The organism is Stenotrophomonas sp. STEN008 (assembly GCF_056760435.1).
Genome location: NZ_JBRRET010000001.1, coordinates 154,535 through 172,896 on the forward strand (window position 1 = coordinate 154,535; position 18,362 = coordinate 172,896).

At 67.2% G+C, this 18,362-nt stretch carries 20 protein-coding genes and 2 tRNA genes; 11 read left to right on the forward strand and 11 right to left on the reverse strand.

The features are described 5' to 3' along the window. The first annotated feature begins 70 nt into the window (after positions 1 to 70). The 5 genes from yccS to ACVOME_RS00745 all read left to right on the forward strand — a co-directional run bounded on the left by yccS (position 71) and on the right by ACVOME_RS00745 (position 5,467). Positions 71 to 2,251 (forward strand): YccS family putative transporter, encoded by a 2,181-nt coding sequence (gene yccS / locus ACVOME_RS00725; protein WP_065174388.1) that lies wholly within the window; start codon positions 71 to 73, stop codon positions 2,249 to 2,251. Between the two features lie 75 nt (positions 2,252 to 2,326). Then, positions 2,327 to 4,216, forward strand: coding sequence for an MFS transporter (locus ACVOME_RS00730; RefSeq protein ID WP_164151972.1), 1,890 nt, complete (start codon positions 2,327 to 2,329; stop codon positions 4,214 to 4,216). A gap of 182 nt (positions 4,217 to 4,398) precedes the next feature. Then, entirely contained in the window at positions 4,399 to 4,686 is a 288-nt protein-coding gene (locus ACVOME_RS00735) for a CD225/dispanin family protein (RefSeq protein ID WP_053515606.1), read from the forward strand. Between the two features lie 30 nt (positions 4,687 to 4,716). Beyond that, positions 4,717 to 4,995 (forward strand): CD225/dispanin family protein, encoded by a 279-nt coding sequence (locus ACVOME_RS00740; RefSeq protein ID WP_065174386.1) that lies wholly within the window; start codon positions 4,717 to 4,719, stop codon positions 4,993 to 4,995. Between the two features lie 52 nt (positions 4,996 to 5,047). Next, positions 5,048 to 5,467 (forward strand): DUF2752 domain-containing protein, encoded by a 420-nt coding sequence (locus ACVOME_RS00745; RefSeq protein ID WP_053515602.1) that lies wholly within the window; start codon positions 5,048 to 5,050, stop codon positions 5,465 to 5,467. A 68-nt stretch (positions 5,468 to 5,535) separates the two neighbouring features. On the opposite strand, the gene ampE is transcribed toward ACVOME_RS00745, so the two are convergent. The 5 genes from ampE to ACVOME_RS00770 all read right to left on the reverse strand — a co-directional run bounded on the left by ampE (position 5,536) and on the right by ACVOME_RS00770 (position 9,228). Beyond that, positions 5,536 to 6,423, reverse strand: coding sequence for a regulatory signaling modulator protein AmpE (gene ampE, locus ACVOME_RS00750; protein WP_053515600.1), 888 nt, complete (start codon positions 6,421 to 6,423; stop codon positions 5,536 to 5,538). Positions 6,424 to 6,567: 144 nt separating this feature from the next. Then, complete coding sequence (gene nudC, locus ACVOME_RS00755; protein ID WP_164151968.1) at positions 6,568 to 7,473, reverse strand: NAD(+) diphosphatase; 906 nt, start codon at positions 7,471 to 7,473, stop codon at positions 6,568 to 6,570. 118 nt (positions 7,474 to 7,591) lie between these two features. Then, on the reverse strand, positions 7,592 to 7,984 hold the full coding sequence (erpA, locus tag ACVOME_RS00760; RefSeq protein WP_053515598.1) for an iron-sulfur cluster insertion protein ErpA: 393 nt from the start codon (positions 7,982 to 7,984) through the stop codon (positions 7,592 to 7,594). 31 nt (positions 7,985 to 8,015) lie between these two features. Further along, positions 8,016 to 8,480 carry a bactofilin family protein gene (locus ACVOME_RS00765; RefSeq protein ID WP_053515596.1) on the reverse strand — a complete coding sequence of 155 codons (465 nt, stop codon included), beginning with the start codon at positions 8,478 to 8,480 and terminating at the stop codon, positions 8,016 to 8,018. Between the two features lie 4 nt (positions 8,481 to 8,484). After that, a complete protein-coding gene (locus ACVOME_RS00770) occupies positions 8,485 to 9,228 on the reverse strand; it encodes a DUF6776 family protein (RefSeq protein WP_053515594.1) in 744 nt (247 codons plus the stop codon). A gap of 179 nt (positions 9,229 to 9,407) precedes the next feature. On the opposite strand from ACVOME_RS00770, the gene ACVOME_RS00775 reads away from it, so the two are divergent. The 3 genes from ACVOME_RS00775 to ACVOME_RS00785 are packed head-to-tail and all read left to right on the forward strand — an operon-like array spanning position 9,408 to position 14,111. Beyond that, positions 9,408 to 10,025 carry a DUF4126 domain-containing protein gene (locus ACVOME_RS00775; RefSeq protein WP_053515592.1) on the forward strand — a complete coding sequence of 206 codons (618 nt, stop codon included), beginning with the start codon at positions 9,408 to 9,410 and terminating at the stop codon, positions 10,023 to 10,025. A 44-nt stretch (positions 10,026 to 10,069) separates the two neighbouring features. Then, positions 10,070 to 11,947 (forward strand): EAL domain-containing protein, encoded by a 1,878-nt coding sequence (locus ACVOME_RS00780; RefSeq protein ID WP_065174381.1) that lies wholly within the window; start codon positions 10,070 to 10,072, stop codon positions 11,945 to 11,947. Between the two features lies 1 nt (position 11,948). Further along, positions 11,949 to 14,111, forward strand: coding sequence for an ATP-binding protein (locus ACVOME_RS00785; protein ID WP_065181535.1), 2,163 nt, complete (start codon positions 11,949 to 11,951; stop codon positions 14,109 to 14,111). Position 14,112: 1 nt separating this feature from the next. On the opposite strand, the gene bfr is transcribed toward ACVOME_RS00785, so the two are convergent. The 3 genes from bfr to ACVOME_RS00800 form a co-directional block, all read right to left on the reverse strand. After that, positions 14,113 to 14,583, reverse strand: coding sequence for a bacterioferritin (bfr, locus tag ACVOME_RS00790; protein ID WP_005414691.1), 471 nt, complete (start codon positions 14,581 to 14,583; stop codon positions 14,113 to 14,115). Between the two features lie 143 nt (positions 14,584 to 14,726). Beyond that, positions 14,727 to 14,936 carry a (2Fe-2S)-binding protein gene (locus ACVOME_RS00795; RefSeq protein WP_032951724.1) on the reverse strand — a complete coding sequence of 70 codons (210 nt, stop codon included), beginning with the start codon at positions 14,934 to 14,936 and terminating at the stop codon, positions 14,727 to 14,729. Positions 14,937 to 15,044: 108 nt separating this feature from the next. Continuing rightward, positions 15,045 to 15,662, reverse strand: coding sequence for an RNA pyrophosphohydrolase (locus ACVOME_RS00800; protein WP_053515586.1), 618 nt, complete (start codon positions 15,660 to 15,662; stop codon positions 15,045 to 15,047). Positions 15,663 to 15,783: 121 nt separating this feature from the next. On the opposite strand from ACVOME_RS00800, the gene ACVOME_RS00805 reads away from it, so the two are divergent. Together ACVOME_RS00805 and ACVOME_RS00810 are read left to right on the forward strand one after the other, a co-directional pair. Then, positions 15,784 to 15,860 (forward strand) — tRNA-Met (locus ACVOME_RS00805). A 52-nt stretch (positions 15,861 to 15,912) separates the two neighbouring features. After that, a tRNA-Gln gene (locus tag ACVOME_RS00810) sits at positions 15,913 to 15,987 on the forward strand. Between the two features lie 275 nt (positions 15,988 to 16,262). Here the strand turns inward: ACVOME_RS00810 and rpsI are convergent. Together rpsI and rplM are read right to left on the reverse strand one after the other, a co-directional pair. After that, positions 16,263 to 16,655, reverse strand: a complete 393-nt coding sequence (gene rpsI, locus ACVOME_RS00815) for a 30S ribosomal protein S9 (RefSeq protein ID WP_053515585.1) — start codon at positions 16,653 to 16,655, stop codon at positions 16,263 to 16,265. Between the two features lie 2 nt (positions 16,656 to 16,657). Further along, on the reverse strand, positions 16,658 to 17,086 hold the full coding sequence (gene rplM / locus ACVOME_RS00820; protein WP_005414692.1) for a 50S ribosomal protein L13: 429 nt from the start codon (positions 17,084 to 17,086) through the stop codon (positions 16,658 to 16,660). Between the two features lie 195 nt (positions 17,087 to 17,281). On the opposite strand from rplM, the gene coq7 reads away from it, so the two are divergent. Further along, on the forward strand, positions 17,282 to 17,926 hold the full coding sequence (coq7, locus tag ACVOME_RS00825; protein WP_053515583.1) for a 2-polyprenyl-3-methyl-6-methoxy-1,4-benzoquinone monooxygenase: 645 nt from the start codon (positions 17,282 to 17,284) through the stop codon (positions 17,924 to 17,926). Positions 17,927 to 17,987: 61 nt separating this feature from the next. Here coq7 and ACVOME_RS00830 read toward each other — a convergent pair whose 3' ends face one another. Next, on the reverse strand, positions 17,988 to 18,308 hold the full coding sequence (locus tag ACVOME_RS00830; RefSeq protein ID WP_005411314.1) for a DMT family transporter: 321 nt from the start codon (positions 18,306 to 18,308) through the stop codon (positions 17,988 to 17,990). Positions 18,309 to 18,362 lie beyond the last annotated feature (54 nt).

The following is an 18,362-nucleotide window of genomic DNA, read 5'->3' on the forward strand; positions in this document are numbered from 1 at the left end:
GGTCCGCACATTGAACACCGCACCCACGCGCACACCGCCATAATGGAGGCAATCCGCCGCCCGAGCCTGCATGTCCGCGTCCCATTCCCGCCTCAGCCGCCTGTGGGCACACGAGAAAGCCAGCTATGGCCTGCGCGTGTTCATCGCCCTGTCGGCTGCGATGGCCGTGTGCTGGCAGCTGGACGCGCTCCCCGCGCTGCCCGGGGCGTTCCTTGGCATCATCGCCAGCGCGATCGCCGAAACCGACGACAACTGGTGGGGCCGCACCAAGGCGGTGCTGCTGTCGCTGCTGTGCTTCTGCATCGCCGCCGCCTCGGTAATCGCGCTGTTCCCGTGGCCGTGGCTGTTCATCGGCGCACTGGCGTTGTCCACCTTCGGCCTGACCCTGCTGGGTGCTCTGGGCGAACGCTACGCCTCCATCGCCCAGGCCACGGTCACCCTGGCCATCTACACCATGATCGGGCTGGAACAGCATGGCGGCGCCGGAGATCTGCCACGTGCCTTGCATGCGGTCAGCCACCTGCTGGCCGGTGCGGTCTGGTATGGCCTGCTGTCCATCGTCTGGACCGCGCTGTTCGCCAACCGCCCGGTGCGCGAACGCGTGGCCCGTCTTTACCAGGAACTGGGCCGCTACCTGCAGCTGAAAGCCGCCTTGTTCGAGCCGGTGCGTGAGGCCGACCTGCAGCGCCGCCAGCTGGACCTGGCCGAACAGAACCGGCGTGTGGTGGGAGCCCTGAACGAAGCAAAGACGGCGATCCTTGCGCGCTTCGGCCGTTCCGGCCGGCCCGGGGTCAACTCCGGCCTGTACCTGCGCCTGTACTACATGGCGCAGGATTTCCACGAGCGCGCCAGCTCCTCGCACTATCCCTATGGCGCACTGGTGGATGCGTTCTTCCACAGCGACGTGCTGTACCGCTGCCAGCGCCTGCTCGATCTGCAGGGGCAGGCCTGCGCGCGTCTGGGCGAAGCCATCCGCCTGCGCCGCCCGTTCGTGTATGGCGAGAGCAACCAGCAGGCCGGACGCGACCTCGCCGACGCGCTGGCCTACCTGCGCGACCAGCAGCGTCCGCAATGGCAGCGCCTGCTCGGTTCGCTGGATCTGCTGGTGCACAACCTGCGCAGCATCGAGCGCCGGCTGCTCGACGCCGAACGCTCCGAGGCCAGCCTGGACAATGTCGACACGCGCCTGCGCGACAGCAACCCGCACACCCTGCGCGAGATGGGGGTACGGCTGCGCCAGCAGCTCACGCCCGGCTCGGTGCTGTTCCGCCATGGCCTGCGCATGGCGCTGGCGCTGATCGCCGGCTTCCTGGCGATCCGCCTGTTCAATGCCCAGAACGGTTCATGGGTGCTGTTGACCATCGTCTTCGTGTGCCGGCCGAACTTCGGCGCCACGCGCCAGCGCCTGGCACAGCGCATCGTCGGCACCCTGGCCGGCCTGGTATTGACCTGGGCGCTGCTGCAGCTGTTCCCACAGCTGCACGTGCAGCTGCTGATCGCCTTGCTGTCGGCGCTGCTGTTCTTCTTCACCCGCACCGATCGCTACCTGGTGGCCTCGGCCGCGATCACGGTGATGGCGCTGACCTGCTTCAACCTGATCGGCGATGGCTTCGTACTGATCGTGCCGCGCATGGTGGACACGATCCTGGGCTGTGCGATCGCTGCGGCGGCCGCCTTCCTGATCCTGCCGGACTGGCAGGGACGTCAGCTGCATCGGGTCCTGTCACGGGTACTGGATACCGCCGCGCGTTACCTGGATGCGGTGCTGGGCCAGTACCGCAGTGGCATGCACGATGACCTGGCCTACCGCATCGCCCGCCGCGACATGCACAATGCCGACGCGGCGCTGTCCACTGCACTGTCGAACATGCTGCGCGAGCCCGGCCATGTACGCCGCAACCTGGATGCCGGCTTCCACTTCCTGGCGTTGTCCAACACCCTGCTCGGTCATCTGTCGGCACTGGGTGCCCACCGCGACCAGGTCGACAGCTACGCCGGCGACCCGCTGGCACTGGCCGCCGGCGACCGGGTGCGCAAGGCGCTGCAGCAGCTGGCCGGCGCGCTGGCCGCACGGCAGGCGGTTGCGGAGGATGACAATGATGCCGACCGCGCAGTCGCTGCGGAGCTGGAGCAGATCGAGGACGTGATGCCACCGAAGCTGCAGTTGATCCGCACCCAGATGGCGCTGGTGCTGCGCCTGCTGCCGAAGCTGCGTGCCGCCGCCAACGAGGCCGTACGCAGCCTGACCTGACCGCCGCCCGGCAGCACTGGATCCGGGCCCGGCCGGCGGGCAGGAATGCTAGGCTGCGCCGGTCAAGGAGATTCCATGTCCGGTCACAACCAGTTCGCCCTGCTGCGCCAGCGCCGCTTCCTGCCGTTCTTCATCGTGCAGGCGCTGGGCGCTTTCAACGACAACGTATACCGGCAGGCCATCATCGGCCTGCTGTTCTACCTGGGCGTGTCCGAAGAGCAGCGTTCGCTGTACACCACGCTGGCGCCGGCGATCTTCATCCTTCCCTATTTCCTGTTCTCGGCATTGGCCGGGCAGATCGCCGACAAACTGGAGAAGTCGCGGCTCATCGTGATCACCACCACGATGGAGATCGTGATCATGTCGTTGGCAGCGATCGGCTTCCTCACCGAGAACCTGCCGTTCCTGCTGGTGGCGCTGTTCTGCACCGGCATGCAGTCGACCCTGTTCGGCCCGGTGAAGTACTCGGTGCTGCCCTCGGTACTCAAACCCGAGGAGCTGACCGGTGGCAACGGGCTGGTGGAGATGGGCACATCGATCTCGATCCTGTCAGGGATGATCATCGGCGGCGCCGTGTTCCTGCTGGCCGGCAGCCACGGGCCCGTGTTCGCGGCATCGCTGGTCATCGCCCTGGCGGTCTGCGGCAACATCGCGGCGCGGATGATTCCCAAGGTCGATGCCGGCGACCCGGGCCTGAAGATCAACTGGAACCCATTGCCGGAGTCGCTGGTGGTGCTGCGCATGGCACGCCAGCAGAAGGCGGTGCGCAACGCGATCCTGGGCGTGTCCTGGTTCTGGTTCGTCGGCACCGTGCTGACCTCGCAGCTGCCGAATTATGCGCTGGCCAACCTGGGCGGCGAACCCAAGCTGTACCTGCTGGCACTGGCGCTGTTTTCCATCGGCACCGGCGTTGGCTCGCTGCTGTGCGAGAGGCTGTCGGCGCGCACGGTGGAGATCGGCCTGGTGCCGCTGGGCGCGTTCGGCATGACCGCGTTCCTGCTCGATCTCTACTTCGCCCGCAGCGGCGAGGCCACCGTGCAGGGGCTGAGCATCACCCAGTTCCTGCAGCAGCCCGGCAGTGTGCGCATCGTCATCGACCTTGTCGGAATCGGCCTGTTCACCGGCATCTTCGTCGTTCCGCTGTTCGCCCTGATCCAGAGCCGCACGCCGAAGGCGCAGATGTCACGCGTGTTCGCCGCGTTGAACATCCAGAACTCCGGTTTCATCGTGTCCGCCGCACTGCTGTCGCTGGCCGCGCGCGAACTGCTGCACTGGAGCATCCCGCAGCTGTTCCTGGCGCTGGCGATCGCCAATGCCGTGGTGGCGATCTACATCTTCACCATCGTCCCCGAATTTCTGATGCGCTTCCTGAGCTGGGTGATGGTGCGCACCCTGTACCGGCTGCGCCCGCATGGCATCGAAGCCAATGTGCCGGATGAAGGCGCAGCACTGATCGTCTGCAATCATGTCAGCTACATGGATGCACTGATCCTGTCGGCGACGATTCCGCGCCCCGTACGCTTCGTCATGTACTACAGGATCTTCAACATCCCGGTGATGCGCTGGATCTTCCGCACCGCCAAGGCCATCCCGATTGCCGGGGCTCGCGAGGACGAGGCCTTGATGCAGCGCGCGTTCGAGGAGATCGATGCGGCGCTGGCCGAGGGTGAGCTGGTCTGCATCTTCCCGGAGGGAGCACTCACCCGCGATGGGCAGATGGCGCCGTTCAAGTCCGGCGTCGAGAAGATCCTCGAACGCCGGCCGGTGCCGGTGGTGCCGATGGCCCTGCGCGGGATGTGGTCGAGCATGTGGAGCCGGCGCGACAGCCGGCTTGGCCGCATGCGGGTTCCGCGCCGCTTCCGGGCCACCGTCGAGGTGGTGGCGGCGCCTGCCATCGATGGTCGCAGCACCGACGCGCCGGCACTGGAAGCCCAGGTCCGCGCCCTTCGCGGCGATCACGCCTGACGGAATCCCTCCGTTCGCGCATAGCCGGGCCATCCCCCACATACGCCAGCGTCAAGCGCCGTGCCCGTCATTGCCGGGCTGAAAACGCATACATGCGACGCAGGTTGCGGTAGATTACGCACCCACAGGGGGGAGGTCCGGCCCGTTCACTACGGTCGGCCACCAAGGAATGGAGTCTCACGTTGAATCAACCGCCACCACTCGGCCGTCCGGTCTACATCCCCAACCATCTGGTGTGGGCGATCCTGACGACGCTGTTCTGCTGCCTGCCGTTGGGCGTGGTGTCGATCGTGTATGCCGCCCAGGTCGACGGCCGCCGCGCGGCCGGCGATCTGGCGGGAGCCTATAGCGCGTCACGCAAGGCGGGCTGGTGGGCGGCGGCTTCGGCCGCGGCCCTGCCGGTCCTGTTGCTGTTGTGGTTCGGGCTCTTCGGCGGCCTGGCCGCACTGGGCGCTCTTTCCGACCATTGATCCACCACCACCCATCAAGGAGCTTGAATCATGAACACCGCTACTCCGCAGGTCCCGAACAACCTGGTCTGGGCGATCCTGAGCACCCTGCTCTGCTGCCTGCCGGTCGGCATCGTGTCGATCGTCTATGCGGCACAGGTCAACGGCAAGCTGGCCGCTGGCGATATCGCCGGTGCCCAGGACTCGTCCGCCAAGGCCAAGAAGTGGGCCATCTGGTCGGCCATCGCCTGGGTCATCATGGTCGTGCTGTACGTGCTGTTCTTCGTCGTGCTCGGTGGCATCGGCGCGATGAGCAACGGCAGCTACTGAGGCCTGCGGACGGATCCGGCGGCGTCCGCGCCGGATCCGTCTTCGCCTGATCGTGTCCGCTCTTCCTTCCCGGCTCGCCCGCTGGGCACCCTTGCTGGCCTCCACCGGCCTGGCCGCAGGCGCGGCCGTGGTGCTGCGCAACGTCAATCCCTACGTGGCCGGCAATCCCCTGCCGGGCTGCCCGCTTTACGCACTCACCGGCCTGTATTGCCCCGGCTGCGGCAGCACGCGCTGCCTTTACTCGCTGGTCCATTTCGATCTGGCCGGCGCGATGGCGATGAACCCGCTGCTGGTCATCAGCCTGCCCCTGCTGCTGCTGATGCTGCTGAACATCGCCGGCATCCGCCCGCGTGTGCTTGATCCGCTGATGCGGATTCTGGCCAATCCCATGTTCTGGCTGTGGCTGCTGCCCGGTTACGCACTGCTGCGCAACCTGCCGTGGGCACCGTTCACCGCACTGGCGCCGGTCTAGATTCCCACTTCGCGTCCAGGCGCGTCGCGAAGCGTGCTGCGGTCAGGCCGCACGCGCCTGGCCAGCGGCTACGTCACCCAGCCGGCGATCACCAGCACGGCCAGCACCGCCAGCCACAGCAGCAGCATCCGCCACACCAGACTCATGGCATCGCGCAGGTCAGGCAGACGTTGCCAGACCGGCAGCAGGCCCGCCTCGGTGTAATCATGCGCGTCCTCGCGCAGCTCGGCATTGACGCTGGCCCGCGCCACCGCACCCAGGAATCCGATGCCTCCGACCAGGCGCTCGCCATGCGCTTGCCGCCATGCCTTCCACGCCGTGTCGAAGTTGCCGACCAGTGCCATCGAGAACGCCATCAACTGTGCCACCGGCCATTCGATCCAGCCCAGCAGGCGCTGGGCCACTGCCAGCGGTTCCACCGGTACGCGTGCACGCATCGGGCTTTCGGACATCAGCGCCAGCAGGCGATAGCCCAGCGCGCCCACCGGGCCCAGCAGCAGGAACCAGAACAGCACCGCAAACCAGCGGCGCAGCGCATTGAGTACGGTCGCCTCCACCAGCGAGGGTACATCCTCGCGCAGGCTGCCACCGGCCGCCTGCAGATGGCGCACGGCCGCCTGCCGGGTCGGTGCGTCATCGGCATCGATGATCGCTTCGATGTCACGGTCCAGGTCGCGCGGCCCCCAGCACCAGGCCAGAACCGCCACGCCCAGCAGCAACGAGGGCAGCCCGAACAGCACGCCCCGCAGCAGCCAGGCCAGCAGCGCCATCAACACCAGCGGCGGCAGCAGCGCCAGCACCACGCCCATGGGGCCCTGCCAGGCCTTGCCGCCGTGCGCATCCAGCCAGCCCAGCCAGCGCCGGAAGCTGTCAAAGCGGCGCAGCGAGGCGGCAGCGGCCGGGGCGACATGGCCCAGGGCCAGTGCAACCAGCACGGCAGCCAGAGTGGTGAACATGGCAGGTCTCCCTACGAAACAAGGTGCTCGGCGTCGCTACCTTACCCGTCGCGACGCCGCCATCAGCGGTCTGCCGCACTGTAACCCGGGCCGTGTTCAGGTGGCGGCAATGGTCGCCGCCGTTCTGACAGGCCGATGCGGTCTTCACGCCCGCTGTTGGCGATACCAGTGCTCGATCAGCCCCCGCGAAATCGAGATCGGCGGCGACAGGCGGATGCCCTGGCCATCATCTTCGACATCACGTGCCAGCGCCGCGCCCACCTCGTCGGCACTGAACCAGCGCGCATCCTCCAGTTCGCCATCCACGGTCGGCACATCGTCCTGCGCCTGCGCGCGGAACCCCACCATCAGCGCGCCCGGGAACGGCCAGGGCTGTGAACCGAGATACTGGCAGGCAGTGATGCGCACCCGGCTCTCCTCGTGCACTTCCCGCACCACGGTCTGTTCGAAGGTCTCGCCTGGTTCGACGAAACCCGCCAGTACCGAATAGCGGCGCGGCGCCCAGTTGGACTGCCGCCCCAGCAGCAACCGGCCCTGGTTTTCCACCGCGACGATCACCGCCGGGTCCACCCGGGGATAGTGTTCGGTCGCGCACTGCCCGCAGCGGCCAACGAAGCCACCGCGGGCAAAGGCCACCGCCCCCCCACAGACGCCGCAGAAGCGCGTGCGCGAATGCCAGTAGGACATGCCGCGCGCGTAGCTGAAAGCGGTCGCATCGGCCACCGGCCACAGCAGTGCCGCCTGGCGCAGGTCGAGCCGGCCAGGCGCAGTGACGGCAACCGCGGACGCTTCCACCGAGAACCAGGCTTGCTCACCCCGCAGACCCAGGAAGATCGCGGCACCGGGGCCGCCCCCGATGTCGGCGCCGGTCAGCGCCAGTGGCTGGTCATCAGCACCGGTGAAGGCACTGCCGTCCTGGTCAAGCACGAGAACCCGCGCATCCGGCCACAGGCGTGCCAGCACATCGGCATCTTCGCGCAGGGCATCGGCGCGCTCCAGCGGTTCGCCAATGAAGGCGAAACCGGACAGCGGCGAAAGAATATTGGACATCCAGCAAGCCTGCCGCCATTCGATGCGGGTGGCAAGGTCGGCGCTGTGCGCATTCTGCTGTGAGGTGTGGAGACCGCTCGACACACCTGGCGCGGAGCGCAGGCCCCGCGCCCTGCAATCACATGCTGAAGCTGCTGCCGCAACCGCAGGTGGTCTTCGCGTTCGGATTGCGGATCACGAACTGCGCGCCGGTCAGGCTCTCGGTGTAATCCACTTCAGCCCCCATCAGGTACTGCAGGCTGAGCGGGTCGACCAGCAGGGTCACCCCGCTGGTCTGTACCGCCAGATCGTCCTCGGCACGGTTCTCGTCGAACTCGAAACCGTACTGGAAGCCCGAACAGCCGCCACCCTCGATATACACACGCAGCGCCAGATCGGGGTTGCCCTCTTCCTGGATCAACGACTTGACCTTGGAGGCCGCTGCTTCGGTGAAGTTCAGCGGCCGCTCCAGCGACTGGTAATCGGGCGCGGCCGCCGTGGGGGCGCCGGGCAGGGAGACTAGCGTGCTCATGGCATCAGCATGGGGGCACCGGCGGTGGCTTTCAAGCCATCGCTTCGGCCAGCTTGCGTCGGGCCGCGGTGTCGCCCTTGCCACTGGCGGGATCCCCGCTTTCGGGTGCAGGCAGGGCCGCCAGCGGTGCGCTGGCATGGATCAGGCGTCCATTCAGCTGGGCCCCGGCGTTCATCTCCACCACCTCGTAGTGGACATTGCCGTTGACCCGCGCGCTCGGGGTCAGTTCGACCTTTTCGGTGGCGTGGACATCCCCCTCCAGGCGGCCGCTGATGACCACCACCTGGGCACGGATCTCCCCTTCGATCACGCCATGCTCGGCGAGCGTCAGGGTCGCGGTGCTGGCGCCTTCGGCGGCGATCACCTTGCCATGGATGCGACCTTCCACGTACAGGCCACCACTGAACTCCACATCACCGCGGATCACCACCTGGTTGCCGATCAGGGCATCCACCACCAGCTGGCCGTCACGGTTGGATTTGCTGTTTCCGAACATCTGCCTACTCCCCTTTGCTGGCCGGCGCGCCGGCCTGTTTCCAGTCGAATACCTGGGTGGCGCCCCCCGCACCACTCCCCAATGTCACCCGCACGCGTTGCGGAGTGAAGTCAGCCGGCAGCATCACGCTGCCGGTGAGCTGCTGGAAGTACCGGAACGAATAGTCCTGTCCCGGCACCTTGCTGCGCTGGTGCAGATCATCCCAGCTGATCGTGGCCAGCTTGCCGTTCTTCACGCCTTCCACGGTGAAACGCATCTGCCCCTGGCTGATGGCCCCGCGGTTGAGATTCTGGGTCAGCACGGCGGTGTACTGCCAGGTGCCGGCCGATTCCGGGCTGAACTCGATCGAGTGGGTGTTCAGGCCCTTGCGCTGGCTGGTCGAACCGACCAGGCGCTCATAGAAGGCGACGTCCGCGCGCAACCCGGCGATCTCTTCGTCGCGCTCGGCGAGCGAGGACTGCACTTCGTTGTTGGCGGCGCGGCTGATGCGGTCGGAGGCTTCCAGCGTGGCCTGCTTCTGGCGCAGTTCAGTCAGCTGCGCCTGCAGGCTCTCGGCACGCTTCTCGGCTGCCTGCAACCGTTGTCCCTGCTCGCCACGCGGCGCCCCCATCCAGCAGCCTCCGATCGTGGCCAGCACCAGGCTGAGCAGCCAGATGCCTCCAATCACCCACAGGCGACGGCGGTCCGCGGGCGGATGTGACGCGCCGGGCAGGCGGACCTGCACGCGCATGGGAGGACGGTTGGTCATGGGTAGATCCCGTGGCATCGCGGGCGCGACACCGGCACGGCCCGTGTGGCAAACGACGGGCTAGTGTATGACAGGATCGGCAGGATTCCTGCGCTGGAGGCGACCGAGGTCTGTGGCGTTCAGGCACGCCATCGTCGATAGTGTGGCCCCTCGCACAGTTCCGCCGTCGGAGCATCGCCATGACCGAAGCCCACCTGTTCGTGATCGGCATCCTGCTGGCCTGGCTGGCCGGCATCCGTGTCTACCTCACCGTCTTCGGTGTCGGCCTGGCCGGCCTGCTCGGCTGGGTCGACCTGCCACCCGCCCTGCAGGCGACCGAGTCGTGGTGGGTGCTGGGTACCTCAGCGGCGCTGGCCGTGACCGAGTTCTTTGCCGACAAGATTCCCGGCGTGGATTCGGTCTGGGACCTGGTGCAGACCCTTGCCCGGGTCCCCGCCGGCGCCTTCCTCGCCGCCGCCACCCTGTCGCCGGATGGGCAGCTGGGTACCGGTGCGCTCGCTGCCGGCGCCGGCGTAGCCCTGGCCAGCCATGGCCTGAAGGCGGGCACCCGTGCCCTGCTCAACACCTCGCCGGAGCCGGCCAGCAACTGGGTCGCCTCGATCGCCGAAGACACCGTGGTGGTTGGCGGCCTGGCATTGGCCCTGGCACACCCGTGGATCGCGCTGGTCGTGGTGCTGGCATGCAGCCTGGCCGGCGCATTGCTGGTCTGGCTGGCATGGCGCGCTCTGTGGCGCGGCGTGCGTTGGCTTGCCCGTGCCGGCAACGGCACTGACCGGCAACAGCCACGCACCGGATGAACGCCGGGCGTGTCGCATAATGGCTGCGATCATCAGGAGCCCCCATGGCCGCAATTGAATCCCCCGCAGGCGTCCGCCCGGGTCGCGCTGAAACGCCACCGGCCGATCATTGGCAACGCTGGGCCACTGCGGTGGTGGACGCGGGTGCCTCCCCATCGGTTCCGTCCAGCGTCGCTGACAGTGGGCCTGCCTCCGGCGGTGCTCCGCCGCCGCTGCCGGGCGTCACCTCACAGCCCGAGGCGGGCAACCACGACCCGGCACCGGCGCCGGCGGATTCACCCTACCGCGTGCTGATCGTCGAGGACGACCGTGCGCAGGCCCTGTTCGCGCAGAGCGTGCTGCACGGCGCCGGCATGCAGGCCATCGTGCTCAGCGATGCCGAAGGCGTCCAGCAATCGATCAAGGACCATCGCCCTGACCTGATCCTGATGGACCTGCACCTGCCCGGCCTGGACGGCATGCGGCTGACGGCGATGATTCGCCAGCAGCCCGGCCTGCAGTTGCTGCCCATCGTGTTCCTCAGCGGCGATCCCGATCCGGAGCGCCAGTTCGAAGTGCTCGACAGCGGTGCCGACGACTACCTGAGCAAGCCGATCCGGCCGCGGCACCTGATCGCGGCGGTCGCCAACCGCATCCGCCGTGCCCGCGCGCAGGCGGCAACCTTGCCCGGCGCCTCCGGCACGCCGGCCACCAGCAATCCTGAAACCGGCCTGCCGACGCGCCATCATGTGCTGCAGCAGCTCAATGCCGCCCTGGCCCACCATGATCGTGGAGGCCTGTTCTTCATCGAGGTGGCCAGCGCGCTGGGCCTGCGCGAGCGCTATGGCTACGCTGCGTTCGAACGGCTGATGGTGCAGGCCGGACAGCGCTTGGCCGAAGCCGGCCATCCGCACCTGCTGGCGCGCCTGAACGACAACAGTTTCCTGCTGCTGGCGCGTGATGCCGATGAGGACAGGCTGGAGAGCGTGGCCGCCACCCTGCGCGAGCAGCTCTCCGCGAGGGCCTTCGTGATCCGCGATGACGAATCGGTGCACCTGCGTGGCGTGGTCGGCTATGCACCGCTGTCGCCCGGCTTCGAGGATGCCGCCAGTGCGCTGGAAGCCGTCGAGCGCACGACCCTGCAGGCACGCCTGCTCAGTGCCGGCGTGGCCGGCCACGTGCATCGGCAGGCCATCAGCGAACAGGAGCATCTGGCCCTGCTGGAAGGCCAGCTGGAACTGGCTTACCAACCCATCGTCGCCGTCGCCGGTGGAGGCAGCGCGCAGTACCAGGTCCTGCTGCGGCTGCGCCAGGCCGACGGCACCGTGCTGACCGCCGGCCAGGTGATTCCGGCCGCCGAAGCCGCCGGCCGCATCGCCGACCTCGACCAGCAGGTGCTCGATCATGCGCTGGGCCTGCTGGATCTGTACCGGCATGCCACCCAGCCGCTCAATCTGTTCGTCTCGCAGTCGCTGCGTACCCTGCAGCGCGACGCCTTCGCCGACTGGCTGCTGGAGTCGCTGCAGCAGCGTGACCTGCCAGGCAGCGCGCTGGTCATCGACGTGCGCCTGCCCGATGCGCTGATCCACACCGTGCCGCTGCAGCAGTTCTGTCAGCGCATGGCGCAGGCCGGCGTGCGCTTCTGCCTGAGCCAGTTCGAGCCCGGCAACGATGCCGACGCGCTGCTGGGCCAGCTGCCGCTTTCGTTCGTACGCATGGCTGCGCGCTTCTCCAGCAGCCACGCCAATCCAGGCACGCGCGAAGAACTGCGCAGGGCGATCGAGCGGGCGCACGGCGCCGGTCTGCAGATCATCGGGCAGCAGATCGAAGATCCGCAGGCAGCGGCCGCGATGTGGGTGGGAGGGGTCGACTACATCCAGGGCAACATGGTGCAGTCCGCCGGCAGCGACCTGAACTTCGACTTCCACAACGCGGTGCTCTGACATGCCGCTGTGGGCGGTGCTGCTGGTGGCCCTGGCCGTGGCGGCCATCGCGCTGCTGCTGGCGGGGCTGCGCCTGCGCACGCGCAGCCAGGCGCTGGCCGCACTGCAGCGGGATCGTGCCGCGCTGGCCAGCGAGCGCGACCAGCTGCGCCGCACCACCGAGCGCCAGGGCCAGCTCGAACAGCAGTTGCTGCAGGCCAAGCAGGCGGCCGAGGCGGCGGTGCTGGCCAAGGGCGAGTTCCTGGCCACGATGAGCCACGAGATCCGCACGCCGCTCAACGGCATCCTGCCGATGCTGGAGCTGATCGCGCGTGGCCCGCTGGGCGAGGACCAGCGGCAGATGCTGGCCACCGCATCGGCCAGCTCGCAGCAGCTGCTGCGTATCGTCGACGACATCCTCGATTACTCGCGGTTGGAAGCACAGGCACTGGAGCTGGAGATCACCAGCTTCAATCTGCGCGAGCTGCTCGACGCCGTGGTGCAGCTGATGCAGCGCGCTGCCGACGCCAAGGGACTGGCACTGGTGCTGCAACTGGATCCGACGGTCCGCCTTCCCGTGCGCGGCGATCCGGTGCGCCTGCGGCAGGTGCTGAGCAACCTTCTGGCCAATGCCATCAAGTTCACGGCACGCGGCCAGGTGCAGCTGCGCGTGCAACGGCTGGGCGAAGGTCCGGCCCAGCACCAGTTGCGCTTCGAAGTGATCGACACCGGCATCGGCATCGACGAGGCCCAGCAGGCACGCCTGTTCCAGTCCTTCAGCCAGGCCGATGCGTCGACCACCCGCATCTATGGTGGCACCGGCCTGGGCCTGGCCATCTGCAAACGCATCATCGACCTGATGCACGGCCACATCGGCGTCCAGTCGACCCCCGGCCAGGGCGCCCGCTTCTGGTTCGAGATTCCGTTGTTGAAAGTTCCCGGCGACCTGCCGGCGATGGCACGCGCACCGGCCACCCTGCTGCTGTTCAGTGCCGACAGCCACCTGCAGGCGCGCATCGAACGCATTGCCGCCCATCACGAGCTGCAGGTGCAGGTCATCGACGGGATGGACGCGCTGGCCGAGCGGCTGCGAGCCGTGCCCCGCCCCGGGCACGCTGCGCCGGCCTGGCTGCTGATCGATGCGCCTGCGCGCCGCAGCGGCGGAACCCGTCTGCGGCAGGCGCTGGCTGCGCGCGGTGAGGACGACACGCTGCAGGTGCTGTGGCTGCAGGACGAGCCGCTGCCCGCGCAGGAGCGCCATCGCCAGCTGCCGGTCGCCTTCGAGGATGCCGCCCTGCACGCCCTGCTTGCCACGCCCACCGCCAGCGCGCGCCCGTCCGCCTGGCTGGCTGCCGCCGAAGAGGGCCAGGCACCGGCTGCCCTGCCAGCGCTCGGTCTACGCGTGCTGCTGGTGGAGGACAACACGGTCAACCGCATGGTGGCCGAACACCTGCTGCGGGTGTTCCAGTGCGAGGTCCGCAACGCCGCCGATGGCGAGCAGGCACTGGTCGCGCTGCGCGAAGGCGGTGTGGATGTGGTGCTGATGGACTGCCAGATGCCGGTGCTGGACGGTTACGCCGCGACGCGCCAGTGGCGCGAGGAAGAGATCGCAGCCGGAGGCCGGCGCCTGCCGATCATCGCCATGACCGCCAATGCCATGGCCGGTGATCGCGAACGCTGCCTGCGAGCAGGCATGGACGATTACCTGTCCAAACCGATCGCGCGCGACACGCTGCACGCGCTGCTGCTGCGCTGGGGCCCCAAAGCCCTCCCCACGCCGGCAGTTCCGGCGGCGGCAGCGAAGGCCGGTCCAGAACCTGTCGCCCACCCGGTTCTGGACCGGAACGTGCTGGACGAGCTGCAGGCGGTCATCGGTGATGCCGCCACGCAGATCGTATCGGTGTACCTGGAAGACGCACCGGCGATGGTGCAGGCGCTGCAGCAGGCGGCGCAGGACCACGATGGCCAGCGCCTGCAGGCAGTCGCGCACAGCCTGAAGTCCTCCAGCGCGAATGTCGGCGCGATGTCGCTGTCGGCGGTCGCACAGCGGATCGAGCACGAGGCCCGCGCCGGCAGTCTGCAGCGCCCCGCCGTTGCGGTTGCGCTGCTGGTGGCCGAATTCGCCCGGGCACGGGTGGCGCTGGGCGGGTACCTGGCACAGCATCGCGCCGGCCAGGCGGGCTGACTCACTCTTCGAGCTTGCTCAGCAGGTACTTCGGTTCGCCGATGCGCTCGATCAGGTCCAGCTGCGTTTCCAGCCAGTCGATATGCTCTTCCTCCGAATCGAGGATCTTCACGAACAGCTGGCGGCTCACATAGTCGCCGACCGAATCGGCATAGGCCACCGCCTCGCGCAGGGTGACCACGCCATCACGCTCGAGCGAGAGGTCACACTGCAGGATCTCGGTCGGGTTCTCGCCGATGCGCAGCTTGCCCAGCGCCTGGAAGTTCGGCAGTCCTTCAAGGAACAGGATGCGGTCGGCGAGCATGTCGGCATGCTTCATCTCGTCGATCGATTCCTTGTACTCATGCTCGGCGAGTTCCTTGATGCCCCAGTTCTTCAGCATCTTGGCGTGCAGGAAATACTGGTTGATCGCGGTCAGCTCGTTGTAGAGGACCTTGTTGAGGAATTCGATGACCTTGGTGTCGCCCTTCATGGGGATACTCCTGCACGCTGAAAACGCAGGCACTTTACCGCCTTGCGTGCGGTCGTGAAGGAACGCGAATCGTGCGCATTGGCCTGTGCGGCCGCACGTGAAGGATGCGCAGGCGCGGTATCAACGCACCGCGGAAAAAACAGTCAGGCGACCTGGGCCAGACCGAGTACCGGCAGCGGCAGATCGTGGGTGGCACGTGCCTTGGCCAGCAGCTCGCCGGCCATGTCCAGACAGGACCCGCAGGTAGCGCCGCATCCGGTACGCATGGTCAGCTCGGCCACCGACGTCACGCCATGGCTGGCGGCTTCGCGGATCTGGTGGTCGGTGACTCCGTTGCAGATGCAGACGTACACAGGCGGGAACCGGGCTGACAGGCCAGAAGCGGCCTGGTCGCTATTCCAATGGAAACGAGAATGGTTGTCAATCAGAGACCTGAACCATTCTCGATACCGTTCAGGCGGTCAGCTCGTCGGTCCTTCCTGCGCCTTTTTTGGCCAGTAGCCCCTGCTGCGCGGCCGCTTGCGCGGACGGTCGTGGCCCGCGGTATTGCCGGGCATCCACGCTTCCGCTGCGCTCTTCGGCATGGCGGTGACGCCCTGCCCCGCCACCCCGCGCGCCAGCGGCGCCAGGTGTCGCAGCGCGCGCGCGTAGACGCCGCGCTTGAACATCACCACATGCTCCACCGGATACCAGAAATCCACCCAGCGCCAGTGATCGAACTCCGGCGAATCGGTATGGTCCAGGCACACATGGGATTCGTCACCGGTCAGGCGCAGCAGGAACCAGACCTGCTTCTGGCCGATGCAGACCTGCCGTTCATTGCGGCGGACCGCCCGCGCCGGCAGCTTGTAGCGCAGCCAGCCGGGCGTTGCCCCCAGCACTTCCACGTGCTCAGGCAGCAGGCCGGTCTCTTCCTGCAGTTCGCGATACATGGCCTCGACGGGTGTCTCGTCGGTGTTCATCCCACCCTGCGGGAACTGCCAGCCATCCCGGCGCACGCGTCGTGCCCAGAACACCTGCCCGTCCTGCCGCATCAGCACGATGCCGACGTTCGGTCGATAGCCGTCCGGATCGATCACGATGCGGACTCCTAAAAAAATCTACTGGTCAGGACTATCCCACGCCGCCTGTCAGGCGACAAGCGCGGCACAAATGTGTTGACAGTCCCACGGCGTATCAGCAGAATAGCGGGCTCACCAAGGCTATGTAGCTCAGCCGGTTAGAGCACAGCACTCATAATGCTGGGGTCGGTGGTTCGAGTCCACCCATAGCCACCATGCTGAAGTTGTTTTTCAGCGTGAAAAGTGAGAAAATAGTTACACGATACATTGCCCCGTCGCCAAGCGGTAAGGCACCTGACTCTGACTCAGGCATTCGGTGGTTCGAATCCATCCGGGGCAGCCAAATTAAACGCAGAAGGCCAGATCGAAAGATCTGGCCTTCTGCGTTTAATTTGGTCGCGCATTCCACCTTATCCCCGCGCCTGTCGGCGCACCCCCTTGAACATCAAGGGGGCTCCCCTCCAGAGAGAACCCCGGGGTCGGATCCTTCTCGCAGGCAAAGGCCCTGACCCTACCCTCTCCAATGCACAATCCCGAAACGACAAAAGCCCGGCGGAAGCCGGGCTTTTGCTTTTCCAACCAGCGGGCTCCCGGAGGAGCCCAGCCAGGCGCAGTGGATCAGCGCTTGGAGAACTGGGTGGCGCGACGGGCCTTGTGCAGACCGACCTTCTTACGCTCGACTTCACGGGCGTCACGGGTCATGAAGCCAGCCTTGCGCAGCTCGGACTTCAGGGTTTCGTCATACTCGACCAGCGCACGGGCGATGCCCAGACGGATCGCACCGGCCTGGCCGGTGGTGCCGCCGCCGGTGGCGGTGACCAGGATGTCGAAGCTTTCGGTGTTCTTGGTCAGCTCGAGCGGCTGGCGCACGATCATGCGCGCGGTCTCACGACCGAAGAACTCGTCCAGCGGACGGCCATTGACGGTGATGTTGCCCGAACCCTTGCGCAGGAACACGCGAGCGGTGGAGGACTTGCGGCGGCCAGTGCCGTAGTTTTGAGTGATAGCCATGATTAGATATCCAGAACCTGCGGCTGCTGTGCGGCGTGCGGATGCTCAGTGCCGGCGTAGACCTTGAGCTTGCGGTACATCTGGCGACCCAGCGGGCCCTTCGGCAGCATGCCCTTCACGGCGATCTCGATCACGCGCTCCGGGTGGCGCTCCAGCGCCTGGGCCAGGGACTCGGTCTTCAGGTTGCCGATGTAACCGGTGAAACGGTGATACATCTTGTCCTGCAGCTTCTTGCCGGTGACGGCAATCTTTTCTGCATTGATGACGACCAGGTAGTCGCCGGTATCAACGTGCGGGGTGTAGACCGGCTTGTGCTTGCCACGCAGACGGCGGGCCAGCTCGGTGGCGAGACGGCCCAGGGTCTTGCCCTCGGCGTCGACGAGGTACCAGTCGCGCTGGACGGTCTCGTTCTTGGCAGTGAAAGTGCTCATGAAGAACTCTAGGTTAGGTCGGGCTCATTGCGGCGAAGGACTCGCCGGAACTCTGCCACGCGTTGTGAAAGGTGAAGCGCAAGAGGCGGGATTGTACGCAGGTCCAGGCCCCGGCGCAAGCCGCCCCCTGTCCCGGGTTGGCAGGGGCGCGGGCGCGGGCGAGAATCGGCGGGTCTCCCGCCCCACCGTATCGCCATGACCGTGCTCCGCCAGACCACCCCGCTGGACCACCTGCTGACCGAAGCCCAGCGCGCCCTGGACACGGTGTTCGGCAACCCGCCGGCCAGCCGCCCCTATCCGGCGGTGGACACCGACGAGCCGGGCATGGACGCCCGCCAGCGCCGCCATGCGGCCGGGCTGATGCGGATCAACCACGTCGGCGAGGTCTGCGCGCAGGGCCTGTATTTCGGCCAGGCCGCCGTGGCCCGCGACCCGGCCACCCGCGAGCATCTGCTGGAGGCAGCGCAGGAGGAAACCGACCACCTGGCGTGGTGTGCCACCCGGCTGGCCGAACTGGACAGCCGGCCGAGCCTGTTCAACCCGCTCTGGTACGCAGGCAGTTACACCATCGGCACCCTGGCCGGGCTGCGCGGTGATGGCTGGAACCTGGGTTTTGTCGTCGAGACCGAACGCCAGGTCGAGGCCCACCTGGATGAGCATCTGGTGGATCTCCCGGCCGCCGACCTGCGCAGCCGCGCGGTCATCGAAGTGATGAAGCAGGACGAGGCCCGGCATGCGGACCATGCCGAGCAGGCCGGCGCCCGCCGCCTGCCCTTCCCGATTCCGGGGGCGATGGCGCTGGCCTCGAAGGTGATGAAGACCATCGCGTACCGCCTCTGAACGGCCGCCGCGCATGGCCCGGCGCTGCCGGCAACGCGGCATTGGACGCCTCAGCGCCGGCTCAGTTCGGCGACACCAGCTTCAGGCCGATCACACCGGCGACGATCAGGCCCACGCAGGCCAGGCGGGCCGGTGAAGCACTGTCGTTGAACAGGTAGATGCCCAGCACTGCCACGCCCATGGCCCCGATGCCGGTCCAGATGGCATAGGCCGTGCCGACCGGAATGCTCTTCATGGCCTGGCTCATCAGGTACAGGCTGATCAGCGCGGAAACGACCGTGGCGGCCGTGGGCAGTGGCTTGCTGAAGCCTTCGGAGTACTTCATTCCAAGCGCGAAGCCGATCTCGAACAGGCCGGCCAGCAGCAGGTAGATCCAGGGCATGGGTGGGGGTCCTTACCTAGTGGTTGAAAAACGAAACGGCCCGGTGTCTTCACA

Coding starts and splice junctions, on each gene's coding strand:
- yccS (WP_065174388.1), top strand. CDS start 71: ATGTCCGCGTCCCATTCCCGCCTCAGCCGCCTGTGGGCACACGAGAAA.
- ACVOME_RS00730 (WP_164151972.1), top strand. CDS start 2,327: ATGTCCGGTCACAACCAGTTCGCCCTGCTGCGCCAGCGCCGCTTCCTG.
- ACVOME_RS00740 (WP_065174386.1), top strand. CDS start 4,717: ATGAACACCGCTACTCCGCAGGTCCCGAACAACCTGGTCTGGGCGATC.
- ampE (WP_053515600.1), bottom strand. CDS start 6,423: ATGTTCACCACTCTGGCTGCCGTGCTGGTTGCACTGGCCCTGGGCCAT.
- nudC (WP_164151968.1), bottom strand. CDS start 7,473: ATGTCCAATATTCTTTCGCCGCTGTCCGGTTTCGCCTTCATTGGCGAA.
- erpA (WP_053515598.1), bottom strand. CDS start 7,984: ATGAGCACGCTAGTCTCCCTGCCCGGCGCCCCCACGGCGGCCGCGCCC.
- ACVOME_RS00765 (WP_053515596.1), bottom strand. CDS start 8,480: ATGTTCGGAAACAGCAAATCCAACCGTGACGGCCAGCTGGTGGTGGAT.
- ACVOME_RS00770 (WP_053515594.1), bottom strand. CDS start 9,228: ATGACCAACCGTCCTCCCATGCGCGTGCAGGTCCGCCTGCCCGGCGCG.
- ACVOME_RS00775 (WP_053515592.1), top strand. CDS start 9,408: ATGACCGAAGCCCACCTGTTCGTGATCGGCATCCTGCTGGCCTGGCTG.
- ACVOME_RS00780 (WP_065174381.1), top strand. CDS start 10,070: ATGGCCGCAATTGAATCCCCCGCAGGCGTCCGCCCGGGTCGCGCTGAA.
- ACVOME_RS00785 (WP_065181535.1), top strand. CDS start 11,949: ATGCCGCTGTGGGCGGTGCTGCTGGTGGCCCTGGCCGTGGCGGCCATC.
- bfr (WP_005414691.1), bottom strand. CDS start 14,583: ATGAAGGGCGACACCAAGGTCATCGAATTCCTCAACAAGGTCCTCTAC.
- rpsI (WP_053515585.1), bottom strand. CDS start 16,655: ATGGCTATCACTCAAAACTACGGCACTGGCCGCCGCAAGTCCTCCACC.
- rplM (WP_005414692.1), bottom strand. CDS start 17,086: ATGAGCACTTTCACTGCCAAGAACGAGACCGTCCAGCGCGACTGGTAC.
- coq7 (WP_053515583.1), top strand. CDS start 17,282: ATGACCGTGCTCCGCCAGACCACCCCGCTGGACCACCTGCTGACCGAA.
- ACVOME_RS00830 (WP_005411314.1), bottom strand. CDS start 18,308: ATGCCCTGGATCTACCTGCTGCTGGCCGGCCTGTTCGAGATCGGCTTC.